The sequence below is a fragment of the Accumulibacter sp. genome (genome assembly GCF_029255285.1).
Taxonomy (GTDB): domain Bacteria; phylum Pseudomonadota; class Gammaproteobacteria; order Burkholderiales; family Rhodocyclaceae; genus Accumulibacter.
Genome location: NZ_JAPUVI010000047.1, coordinates 17,320 through 28,810 on the forward strand (window position 1 = coordinate 17,320; position 11,491 = coordinate 28,810).

General features: G+C 60.7%; 3 protein-coding genes. All 3 read left to right on the forward strand.

The window, feature by feature from the left end; all coding sequences use genetic code 11:
- From Q1M07_RS07000 to Q1M07_RS07010, 3 genes are read left to right on the forward strand one after another with little or no spacing between them, the layout of a single operon-like run.
- Nucleotides 1-528: a hypothetical protein gene (locus Q1M07_RS07000; RefSeq protein ID WP_300452426.1), complete on the forward strand. Its 528-nt coding sequence runs from the start codon at nt 1-3 to the stop codon at nt 526-528.
- A 39-nt stretch (nt 529-567) separates the two neighbouring features.
- Entirely contained in the window at nt 568-1,722 is a 1,155-nt protein-coding gene (locus Q1M07_RS07005) for an NUDIX domain-containing protein (RefSeq protein WP_300452428.1), read from the forward strand.
- A gap of 47 nt (nt 1,723-1,769) precedes the next feature.
- The gene (locus Q1M07_RS07010) at nt 1,770-11,132 is read left to right on the forward strand and encodes a neuraminidase-like domain-containing protein (RefSeq protein ID WP_300452430.1); all 9,363 of its coding nucleotides are present in this window, start codon (nt 1,770-1,772) and stop codon (nt 11,130-11,132) included.
- Nucleotides 11,133-11,491 lie beyond the last annotated feature (359 nt).

Below are 11,491 nucleotides of genomic sequence, written 5' to 3' on the forward strand. Positions count from 1 at the left end.
ATGAAAGCCCCAATAAAGAAAGAGCTGATGAAATGCTTTGATAGAGAACTAGAAGCCCGTTGGCCGCAATTTGTGGTTTTTGAATCCGAGCGGGACGCAAGAACATGGTCGTGGAAGGCATCACCAAGTCTAGTGTTTTTCGTCACAGTTCAGGTACTTGAAGGTAAGGAGCAATTCCTCGTCGAAGTGTCCTGGAACGAGATTGCAGAATTTCCTTGGGGCGCAATGGGAAAAGTGAAGGTGGAGTCTTCTCAGGGCCGTGAACGGCTTGGCCGGCTTTGGGAGAGTGGTCCTTGTGAGCCTGTCTGGGATGTGTTGCCGGAAAAGACGGCCCGGCAAGTGCAGGATTTGGACGCGGTACGGCAGGGTAAGAGCATTCCAGCTGACCTGCCGTTTGCTCAAATTCAGCCGCGCATCATGCCTTTGGTCCGCGATGCAATGGACAAATTTGAGAATTATGGGATACCGCTTTTCCGCAGAGTTGCAGAAGCACACGGGATCACATCGCTGGCAACGGGGAGAGATTAATTTGGAGAACCTCTAAGCGCGCGGTTGCTCATAAGACAAATGAACTTCGACCCCCAGAAATTCTTCATCGGCCTGATGGACTTCTTCTCCATCCTACTGCCTGGCGCGCTGCTCACTTGGCTGCTGATGGGCGAGGTGGGGCCGGTCGTGCTGGGGGATCGCTATGCCAAACTCGATGGCGCGCAAGCCTGGGCCGCCTTCCTGTTCACGAGCTATCTCTTCGGCCACCTAATCTTCCTGCTTGGTTCCTGGCTGGACGAGTTCTACGACTGGGCGCGGCGCTACACGCTGAACACGCAGATCGCGCTGCTCGCCCGCCGCGGCCGCCTGCTGCCCTGGCTTGCCCGCACCCTCATCTGGCTTGTGTTCAAGCGCGAACGCAACCTCGCCGTGGAGTGCGTCAGCAAGATCAAACGGCAGGCGCTTGGCCCCCTGCAAGCCCAGGACGCCGTCAACACATTTCAGTGGTGCAAGTCGCTCTTGAATGCCGAAAGCCCCGCCAGCCTGTCCGTCGTCCAGCGCTTCGAGGCCGACTCAAAGTTCTTCCGCTGCTTCGCGGTCGTGTTGCTGCTCCTGCTCATCGCGTGGCCCTGGCAACACCAATGGCCGCTCGCCGGCATTCCCGTGGTGTTGGCGCTGCTCCTCCTCGCGCTGTGGCGCTACATGGAACAGCGCTACAAGGCCACCAACCAGGCCTATTGGTCAGTCATCACGCTTACCGCCCAGGGCGGTAAAGTCTCCTTAGACAAGCTCACTTCCAAAGCAGCCAGCCCGACCCACGCTGGCGGCGTGGTGCTCAGACTGCGCGGGAACACGGCCGAGTACCTGCTCGTCGAGGCCACGAATGATCCGACCCAATGGGTGCTGCCCAAGGGCCACGTCGAAGAAGGCGAACAACACCGCGAAACCGCCGTGCGCGAGGTGTACGAGGAAACCGGCGCCTGGGCGCGAATCGTTGGCGACCTGAGCGATGCGACTTGGTCGGTGGATGGTTCTGCTGTCACCACACGCTTCTTCCTGATGCGCGCCATCGGTCGCGGACTACGACAGGAAAAGGACCGTCGGCACGAGTGGCTGACGTTGCCGGAAGCCATCGCGAAGGCAAGCCATATCGAGACGCGCGAGTTACTACAAACAGCAGAACGGCGGCGTGCCCTCGCGGCCGATCCATCGACAACCGCCAGTCGTTTGTAGACCGGCACCCGAGATATTCCTGATCAAACCTCCAAAGGAGCCCAATCATGAGAAAACAAAGAACTCGATTCCAGGTTCCTTTGCGTCCCGGCAGCCGAGGTGCCGACGTCGCGCAGGCGCAGACCATCCTTGCGGAACTGGGCCATGTTGTCGCACCGATCGAATTGCGGGAGCAGCGCTTCGGCCCGTCCACATCCGAAGCGGTTTCTCGATGGAAGGGGGCGCATGGACTACCAATCGACAGCGCACTCGAACTCGACGTGCTTGAGCAGTTGTGGTCGGAGGGAAGGAAACTTCCGCGTACCGTCCAAGGGAAGGTGACACTCGCCGACGGCACCCCCGTGCCGAACTTGCGCGTCGTGGCCATCGACCGGGACTTCCGCGCTGAACAGATACTGGGCGAGGCGCGTACCGACGACCTGGGGCGTTACCACATCGCCTACTGCGCCGCTGATGCCCTGCGGGCAGAGAAGGGTTCCGCCGACGTCGGCGTACGTGTCTTCGCTACCGACGGCAAGACGCTGCTATGGAAACCGACGAGCCGCGACCTCGTGATGAATGCGCCGGTTGAGGCGCGCATCGAGCTCACGGTAAATCTACCTGAGGGCGCGGTACCTTCGGAGTTCGCGCGCATCGCCGCCGCGATCCAGCCGCGGATCGAGCAGGTGCCGGTGGCCGACATCAGCCGCGACCCAAGTTCGGACGAGGGGGATTTCCTCGCACGCGAGAGCGGAATTGACTTCGACCGTTTGGCGCACTTCGTGGTGGCCCATCGTGTGGAAGCCGAAACGAAGTTGCCGGCTGAGTATTTTTATGCGCTGCTGCGGGAGGACGGTCTATTCGGTGTGGGGCAGGACAGGCCACGCGCGGTACTGACGCCGGTGGAACTCGGCACCGACACGCGCGCGGTGCTGTACGAAGCCGTGCTGCTGCAAACTGATGCGGCCAAGGCGGCGGTAGAACGCGCTGTGCGCAGGCATCTGGTCGACCCTGGCCTGCTCAAACGCGCCAACGAGATCCACGAGCGCTTGCAGCATTGGCGCCAGGAGGCCCTGGCCTATGTCCAACTGGCGCTGCCGAGGCGCATCCTGGATGTGGTGGATGACCTGCTCGCTGATGGCAAGGCCCAGGACTTGCTGTCAGTGCTTGGTCCGCACGACATCGGCGAACTGCCGCAGTTGTTCGAGCGGCTGGATGCGCAAGGCGCGTTTGCGGCCGCAGCCAAACCCGCGGCAGCGGCACGGCTTCAGCTGGCCGATCTTCTGGGTTTCAACGTGGGTCTGGTCGAGGAAGTGACGCAGGGCCTAGGTGCCGACGCGCCAGAGAAGGTTCGTAAGCTGGCGCAACTCGAACGCAAGGATTGGTCGGAACTGATCGAGCGGGGCAACGTTCGTATGGGCGGCAAGGCTGTCGATCCCAAGCTGGCGCGACGCCAGGCTTCTGTGATCGTGCGACGATTCGAGAAGCGCTTTCCGACTGCGGCTTTTTCTGCCCAGTTCTCCCGCCGCAAGCCCAAGGCCGTGGCGAACTACGAGAAGGTGGTTGCCTTCTTCGATGCTCATCCCAACTTCGAGCTGGGACAGCACAAGCTTCAGCCATTTTTGAAGGCTGCAGGCGTCGACTTGAAGACCCTCGAACCCGAGGTGGTCGCGGATATCGAGAAGATGCAGCGCATGTTCCGGCTCACCGGAGACTACCGCAAGACGGAAGGTTTGATCGCGGCCGGCTACCGGGCCTCGGCCGATATCGTGGCGGCGGGAAAGACCCGCTTCGTGGCTGAAGCCCACCGCAGTGCAGGCATGAGCACTGCTGAAGCGACGAAGACCTTCGAGATCGCCGCCAACCAGAACTTGGCCGCGGTCATGGTGGCGACCAACCTGCGCACGCTGAGCTTCCCGTCCGCGCTGGAAGGCGAGTCGGCTCAGCTGCTGTCCAAGCAAATCGAGCGCATCGTCGCCGAGCAACCGGATCTGAAGTCGCTGTTCGGCTCTACCGACGTTTGCGCCTGTCGCCATTGCAGGTCGATCTACGGCCCGGCGGCGTACTTCGCGGATGTGATGCGCTTTCTGCGCAACCGGCTGGTGCGCAATACGACGCTGCCACCGGGTCCAAGCACCAAGACGGCCAAGGACGTACTCTTCGCACGGCGGCCCGATCTCGGCGAGATCGACCTCAACTGCGAGAACGCCGAGGTGCCGGTGCCGCACATCGACATCGTGTCCGAGTTGCTCGAAGAAGCTGTGGCGCCCGATCCGGGGTTCGGCTTCAACGGAGCCGTGGCCGCTGGCAAGGCCTCGGCCGGCATCCTGGCTGCGATCCGTGCGCAAGGATTCGAGGTCGGAGACGATGCAGTCATCTACGGGCCGTACGCCGGCAGCCGCTTCATGCTGCGCGACAAGGGCATCACCGTCGCAGTCGATGGTCCGGGGCCCAACTGGAAGTTGCGTCGCCTGCGCCAAACCCACGGAAGTCCGGAAGAGCGAGCCGCCTCGCCCGAGTACGTCAATGCAGCGGCCTACGTGGCGTTGGCCGCTGGCAAGGCTGCGTTCGGCCTGCCGTTCGACTTCTTCCACGCGGAAACGCGAGCCTATCTCAGTGCGGCGGGTATCGAGCGCGCAGACTTGATGCGCGCGCTGGCGACCGGTGGCGTCCCCAGTGCCAATGTGATCGCCGGTGAGGCCTTGGGGATCTCGGCGTCCGAAGGAAGCCTCATCTTCTCGGCCTCCGTGGCTGATCAGCCTGCGATCTGGGGTGTGGCCGGGCCGGTGGCTGCCAACGCGATGCGCACGCTCGACGTCTTCACTTCCCGCACCGGGCTTGTCTACACGGAGGTCGAGGCGCTGCTGATAGGAGCGTGGGTACGCAGCGGCGTAGATCTCTACATCCGTCAGTTGGACAACACCTGCAACCTCTCAGCAAAGGAGATCGTCAATCTCGACGACACGGTGCTCGACCGGATGCACCGCGAACTGCGGCTGGCCCGTCGCACCGGCTTGAGCGTGCGCGACATCGATCGGCTGGCCTTCGCGCCGCGCCTGGGGGCGTCCGACCTTGGCAATGCGGCGTTGGGAGCGTTGCCGGAACTACAACGCCTGGCTGCGGATCTGAAGGTGGATGTTGGCCGGCTCATCACATGGCTGGACCGCATCCCGACTGACGGTGCTCCTTCCGAGCACGCGCTGCTGTTTCAGAACCCGGCTGCTACCGGCCCTCTAGATCCCGGACTCACAGCCGCCGCCGTTGCCGCCAACGAGGCCGCGGAAATCGCGGTGCCTGGCAGCGGACGACGCCTTTCTGATCCGCTCATCGTCGCCGACGTGGCGGTTGCCTTCGGCGTCACCACAGCGGACCTGCAGCTTTTGCTGAGTCACCTCAGCGTCGCGGCTCAGTTAGGCGTTAATCCCCCGCTTACCGCTATCGGACTGGCGGCAATCTACGGTCGCGTGGGGTTGGCGCGGGCGCTCGGAGTGAAAGTCGCTAACTACCTGGGCTTGGAGCGGCTTTGCGCCATCGATCCGCTGGCCAACGTTACGAATCTGTCGACATTCGTCGACGCGGCCCACCGTGTCGCCGCGACGGGTGTCCCAATCCCTGAACTCGAATATCGTTTGGCACGGCGTGCTGCAAACCTAGCCGTGTGGGACCTCGCTGACGCCGCGATCACCCCGTCATTGCAGGGAGTCCGCACGGCACTTGTCAGCGCGTCAGAGGCCAATCGTTCGCCGTACGACGCAAGCCTCACGGCTTTCGAACAGATCGGTGCATTCGAGATGCTACTCCAGAAACAGCCGTCGCTCGACGCTGCGGCAATCGCTGCGTTGAGTGAACTGATCCGTACCGACACGCCAACCGCAGCTATTGGCAACGCGGCCAAGGCGGTGATCGATGGCCCCCTGGCAGATCGAGTCGATGGTGTGGCGATCAAAGCAGCCATCGATGCCATTGTTGCTGCACCTGGAGCTGATGTGCCACGCAAGGCGCTTCTGCAGGCGCTGATGCTGGGTCTGTGCGACAGCGTGCGGCGGGAGGCCGCATTCGCTGCTGCCAGCGGCGCTTTGTCTACGCTGTTGCGCGTGAATGGCGAGATGGCGGACGTATTGCTTCGCGGCGTCCGCATCAAGATTGCCGCCGTCCCTACGCCGCTGGTTGATTTGCTGACCCAAGGCGCCTTGGCGAATCCGGCAGTCGTGTTGAGTCCGGCAGGCACGCCCGACCTCTATCGGGCTCTGCGTCTGGCCCATGCCGTGGCCGGATTGATCGCTCCGTTCGAACCAGCACCCGAGACGGTAGCCTTCATGCTGAAGAACGCCGCCGCACTGGGCTGGTTGGCATTGGACAGGACGCCGTTCGAGGGACCCAGCCCGGCGCCGGCTGCAGCCATAGTGGCCCTTGCCGATTGGTTGTCGTTGGTGGATGCGTTTGCGCTCATCAAGCGATACCCCGCGACGGATGTACCAGGGCAACCCGACCAGACGGTCTCCGCGCTGTCGGTATTCGAGTTGGCATTTGCTGCCGGACCGGCCAAAGGCTCGCTACTCGACGCCCTCTCAATCTTGAGCGGATGGCCTCGGACGCTGCTAGGCGATGTTGACACTCGCCTGGCCTGGGTGCTGGCCGACTACCGGCGACCGTCGACGTGGAGCGCGACGGAAAGGGCGGCAGCCTTGATGCATCAGCTCGGCGTACCTCTGGCCGAGGCGGTGGCTTACTGTGCCGAGAGCCTCACCGATGCCGACCGTCGCAATGCCCGTCGACTGCTCCGCGCGCGTTATAACCCCGCCGATTGGCTGGGTGCGCTTAAGGCGCTGATGGACCCGATCCGCGAGCGCAAGCGTGACGCGCTCGTGGCCTACCTGCTTGCCGCCAATCCCGCGTTGACGGGAAAGGCTGATCTCTACGACTACTTCCTCACGGACACCGAGTGGTCGGCCAAGATGCCGTCGTCACGACTGGTGCACGCGCATTCCACCCTCCAACTGTTCATACGCCGTTGCATCGAAGGACTGGAACCCACCGCGGTCGCCGACCTTGATGGTGACGCCGACTGGAGTTGGTGGGATTGGATGAAGAATTATCGTGTCTCCGAGGTGGCGAAGAAGGTCTTCGTCGAAGCTCAGTACTACCTCCGGCCTGAATGGCGCGACGACAAGACTGAGGGTTTTGCTGACTTCGAGACCGCGCTGCTCCAGAACGAAATCAATGACGAGAACACTTCGGCTGCCTTCGAGGGCTACTTGGATCGGCTGGACCAGATCGCCTTTCTCGACGTGCTGGCCACCTGCTACGACTTCGATTCGCAGAACCTGCACGTCTTCGCGGCCACCAAAGGCGGTGAACCTCGGACGTACTTCCATCGCATGTTGCAGCGGGAACGCGTTTGGACTTCCTGGCGGAAGATCGACTTAGATATCGCTGGCGAGCACTTGATTGCCTTCTTCCGCAATAGGCGCCTCTATCTGGCCTGGGCCACGTTTGTTGAGAAGGGGGACGATCAGCAACAGGCAACTTACCCGCAACCGGCTAGTGGCCCGCAGGACCTTCCGAAGTCCGACCGTTGGTCCGAGATTAGTCTGGCTGTGAGTGAGTACACGGGCAAGAAGTGGTTGCCAAGACGTGTATCGGTAGATCCCGTCACGACGCCGACGAAGCCATGGTCGTTGGACAAGAAGGATATTGTTCTTAGCGTGTCGCCGGACCCCGAAAACTTCACCGTCGACGTGTTTTGGGTGTGGGATGCGAACGCGTATCCCTATCGCATCGGCAGCTTCCTGCTGACCGGTTGCAAGGGCTATCCAGAGGCACGCCAGGCGAGTGGACCATCGTTCAACTTCTTGCCACGCTTCAAGGATACCCGCCTACGTGGTCAACGCCTTGTCGAACAGAATCAAGACAGCGATGACCAGCTAGCCCTGCAAAGCGTCTTTAGTGGCGGCAACTTCCAGACGCTTTTCGGCAAGACTTTTGGTCAAATTCCAGCCATTTTTCGGGTGAGCTACCCGTTCCAGGCATCGGAGATAGACCGCTTTCTGTCTACTTTGTTGTATGCCGCCAAGTACAAGTATCGTGAACTAACGTATCTCGTTTTCGGCACTTTCATGCCGTTCTTCTTCGAGGACAATCGCCATGGCTATGTGCTGATCCCCGGCTTCTACGGCGCCATCGACCGCGAGACAGGGGAGCGCAGCACAATCAAGACGTTCTCGAACATCCGGCAATTGTTTGTCGATGTCGTGGCACTCATCACGAAGTACCTGCAACTCTGGGCCGCTGCACAGACTGATGCGGAAAGGCAGGCGGTCATTGCACAGCTATTGGCCGACCCGGAGTACGCCCGCATCCTGCAGGAGTTCGATAGCTACCGAAAGACTCAATTTGGCATCGTGGTGCACAACTTCTACCACCCGATGGCCTGTCGCCTGCGCGAGCGGTTCTTTCAGGGCGGCGTGCCAGCATTGCTTGCTCGCAAGACACAACTCGAAGTGGGTAGTTTCCGCTTTGAGGATGCCATTACCGGCTACGCGCCGGATCCCATCATTCTGCCGCCGTATCCCAAGGAGGAGATGGAATTCGATCGCGGCAGCGCCTACGCGGACATCAACTGGGAACTGGCGCTGCATGCGCCGCACATGATTGCTTCCAAATTGATGGAGGAGGACACGGTCGAGAGCTTCGATGCCGCGGAGACCTGGCTGCGTTACGTGTTTGACCCTCGGGGTTCGTCCAACGACCCGGCTCCTAAGCGATACTGGAACACCAAGCCCTTCTATCTGCGTACGGCTGCGGACTATGGCCGCCAGGTAGTGACTACGATCATGGACAGACTTGCTCATGATCCCAACGGCGCTGTCGAAACCGAACTCGCCGATGCAGTCTTAGAGTGGCGCCGTAATCCGTTCAAGCCGTATTTGGTTGCGCGGTCGAGGACAGTCGCGTTCCAGCAGGCCATCGTTCATTTGACCGCGAAACTGTTCATTGGCCGGGGTGACGCCTACTTTCGCCGTGACCAACTCGAGGATCTGGTGATGGCATCGCTCGATTACTCCAGAGCGGAGCGTTTGCTCGGCCCTCGTCCCCAGATCGTCCCTGCAGCCGCGGAAGTACCGCCGGAGACCTATAACCAGCTCGAAGCGCGACTCGATCTATTCGGCAATGCACTATGCCGCCTGGAGAATCTCCTGCCCGATCTGTCGGTTTTGCCGCACGGCGGTGCCGAGCTTCCCCCGCCGCCGCTCTCGCTGGAGAGTCTATATTTCTGCATCCCGCCGAGCGACAAGCTCTACGAGTTGTGGGACAAGCTCGAAGAGCGGCAATTCAACCTGCGCAACAGTCGAACCATCGACGGCATCGAGCGGGAACTGTCACTATTTGCCCCCGCGCTTTCGGTCGAAGCGTTGATTCAGGCTGCGGCCTCGGGACTGTCAGTGTCGGCGGTCCTAAGCAGCCTGAGCGCACCGCGTCCTCCGTACCGTTTCCGCGTCATGTTGCGGCACGCGATTGAATTGGCCGATGTGGCTGCCGCCTTCTCGCAGAAGCTTGAGCAGGCGCTGACAACGCGTGATAGCGAGGGACTTCAACGACTCAAGGCTGAGCATGAAGGTCAGCTCTTGAAGGAACAGACCACGGCGCTGCAACAAGAGTTGCTGGCCGCTGGAAAAGCTATCGAGAGCGCACAGAAGAACCGGCAGACGCATCAAGAAACGCAGACATTTTACGCTGGACGGCCCTACATGAACGCTTGGGAGATTGCGGCGACAGTGAGCTATGGCTTGTCCTTTGGCCTGCAGGCACTCATGGTGGTGGGGCACGTCGCGGCTGCGGGGCTGGCTGTAGTTCCTGATTTCATGATCGGTGCGGCCGGTTTTGGCGGATCGCCAACAGCAAATGCCCAGATCGGCGGCAAGAATTTGTCTGAAGCGGCCAGCCAGGCGATGGTTGGAGCCGTCAACGCAGCAGCGGCCGCGCTCGACAAAGCCGGCAGCATGCTGAATCAACAGGGCAACTACCTGGTTCGGCAGGAAGATTGGCAGAACAGCGCACGCGTTGCCCAACGTGAAATGGAGCGCGCCGACATCGAGATTAAGATTGCGCAGATTCGTCAGACCATCGCTAGCGAGCAACTCCGCGTCCATAGCGTTCGCCGCCAGCAAAGTGCAGCGGAAGAAACCTACCTGCGCACTAAATTCACCAACCGTGAGTTGTTCGATTGGCTTGCTGGGGAACTGCGCACACTCTCCCGTCAGACCTACAACCTCGCTTTTGAGGCGGCACGTGCGGCAGAGCGCTGCTTTAATTTTGAGCTTGGCGCAATCGATCCCTTCGTGCGAACTGGCCAGTGGAATGATACGCGCCGTGGCCTGCTTGCCGCCGAAAATCTGATCGCGGATCTCCGGCGTATGGACAGCGCCTACCTGCAGCGCAACGTGCGCGAGCGTGAACTGACCGAGCATCTTTCACTTGCACGCCTTGACCCAACGGCGCTGACCGAACTCCGCATGTCCGGCCGCTGTTTGATTCAAGTGCCCGAAGCGGTCTTCGACTTGCACCACCCTGGTCACTACTTCCGGCGCATCAAGGTGCTGAGTATCACGGTGCCGTGTGTCGCTGGTCCCTATAGCTCGGTCCCACTGAAGCTCACCCAGACGTCTAATAGGATTCGTGTCGAGACGGGGCGCAGAACCGACCCAGCTCCCGCTGGCGCAAACGCAGACGTCTATGCCTATGCAGAGAATCCCGATGGGGATTCGCGCTTCCGCTATAACGTTGGCGCGATCCAGTCCATCGCGCTGAGCCGTGGTCAAGATGATGCGGGCCTGTTCAACCTGAACTTTGACGATGAACGCTATCTGCCGTTCGAGGGTAGCGGGGTGATCGGCACTTACGTTTTGGAACTCCCGCAGACTTTGCGGCCCTTTGACTATGGGACGATCTCCGACGTTGTACTCCATTTTCGATACACCGCCCGCGACGGCGGTGGTGCCTTGCGCACCCTATCTGCCAATACCCTACGGGAGCGGCTTAACGTGCTCGCGCTGAAGACGGGGCGAACGGGGCTGTTTCAGGCTTTCGACCTTCGCCGCGACAGGCCCGATGTGTGGAACCGATTGACTACCGCCGGTAGCGCCACGTTGGAGATCGCTGCTGATGACTTGCCGTACTTCACTAGTGGGCATGCCACGGCAATAAGCGCCACACGCATCATTGCGCGAATTGACGGCGGACCACCAAACTATGGGATTACCGTCGGTGGAAATGCGGTGACTCTGAACCCTGCTCCGGAACCAGAGCTATTGGGCTTGCATGCTTCTGCAGTGAACGGGGTCACCATAGCGACTCCGTTAGCGCTGTCGGCGCCGTTGCCATCGAAGCTGCGTGAGTTGATCTTAATAGTGAATTACTCATTGACCGCTTGATCCGATGAGCATAAGCCACCGAGACCAGTCAGATGTTTCACGCGGAATGCGCGAAAAGAAGTAGGGCGGGGCGGGGTTCGAAGCGCAAACGCTACCCCCACCAATGAACTCTCCGATACTATCTACGGGCAGCGCTCCCAAGGCAAGGGGATTTGACGGTATCGGCGACGGTATCAAAGACTTAAAAGCCACGAAAAGTGGCGTGAACACTGGAGATGGAGGGAACTATTGACAATCGAGTGGGAATGATGGGTTTATTGGTGGTGGTTACCGGCAGATGTCGGTAGCCACCAAGTAGCGTTTCCACCCGAAATAACTGCCTGAAATCTTGCCGGCAGCTATTTGGCCACATCGGCCAA